Source organism: Francisella philomiragia subsp. philomiragia ATCC 25015 (assembly GCF_000156715.1).
In the GTDB taxonomy this organism is placed as follows: domain Bacteria; phylum Pseudomonadota; class Gammaproteobacteria; order Francisellales; family Francisellaceae; genus Francisella; species Francisella philomiragia.
Genome location: NZ_DS999321.1, coordinates 1 through 1,181, shown reverse-complemented (window position 1 = coordinate 1,181; position 1,181 = coordinate 1). Strand labels below are relative to the sequence as shown.

Below are 1,181 nucleotides of genomic sequence, written 5' to 3'. Positions count from 1 at the left end.
CCATTGGCCTGTATAACAGTCTTTACAATATGGAGTGTTAGTCAGACTTATGGATTTTTAAAAGTCTATCAATAATTATTATTTGCAAATTTGTAATTTACATTACTATAATCTATAATTAATCTTTAATAATTTTAAAAAAAGGAAGTATGAAAGTGAAGTTAAGAAGCAAAGTATTGTCAGGTATGGGTTTTGTGGGCTTGTTGTTGCCGATGTGGTCACAAGCAGCTATTGTGTGGACTACAGCTCCAGCATGTAGTGCACAATCAAAATCAGTTACATGCGAATGGGCTGCTGCTGATGATGCAGGAGATCCGGTGAGTAGTTATGACGTTATTGTGCGACAAGATGGTGCAGTGATGCCAAATAGAACATTTATCGGAGCTCGATTTACTACAGGAATTTTAGATCAAGATAGTCTGCAGCTAGGTAGTAGCTATGATGTTATAGTAACTGCCCGTAGTGGTCCAGAAGCTAGTAGGGTGTTTTCTACACCTGTTACCTATACAGATTCAGCGGTTACTGGAGTAAAAGCAGTACAATGGACTCAGACACCGGAATTTACAGTAGATGGAACTATATTAGAAGCGAGATGGGGTGCTGAAATTGTGGATGGAGCTGGCGAAACACTATACTATGATATATATCTTACTAAGCCAGGTACTTTTGAGGGAGTATACTCTAGTTTAGATCAAACAAGCGCTGGTATGATTTTAGATTTGACAGCTATTCCGGGATTTGAGTCTGGTAGATATATGGTTCAAGTGGTTGCTCATGGAATTGGAGCTACTAGCGTTAGAATTGAAAGGACAATTGAGCAGTCTGTGCCACAGGATATTGTGATACCCTCCGTTAGCCATACATTTGTTTATGACTCTCAATATCCATTACCTACTGGTCAAACTATGCCGGATGTAGCCGAAGCGCTTAATGTAAATAAAGATGTTGCCCACGGTACCTTTGGTGTCGATAACTCCGGTAATCTTACTATCACGTGTGATGATAGTTGGACTTGGCCTACAGGATTCGAGCCGGCATGGGGTAGCGGAACTGCAAACCCTGCATCAGTATCTATTGATCAAGCCTTTGTACAATGGCTAGCGCCAGGTTGGGGACCATTCATAAACACGGACAACATCACGTACTTGAACATAACTGAAAGTGCTAACGAGTTTTCCATC

At 40.6% G+C, this 1,181-nt stretch carries 1 protein-coding gene; it reads left to right on the top strand.

Going from position 1 to position 1,181, the window contains the following annotated elements:
- Positions 1-149: 149 nt before the first annotated feature.
- Positions 150-1,181, top strand: a 1,032-nt coding sequence (locus FTPG_RS09595) for a DUF3281 family protein (protein WP_004288257.1), incomplete at its 3' end; no start/stop codon positions are given.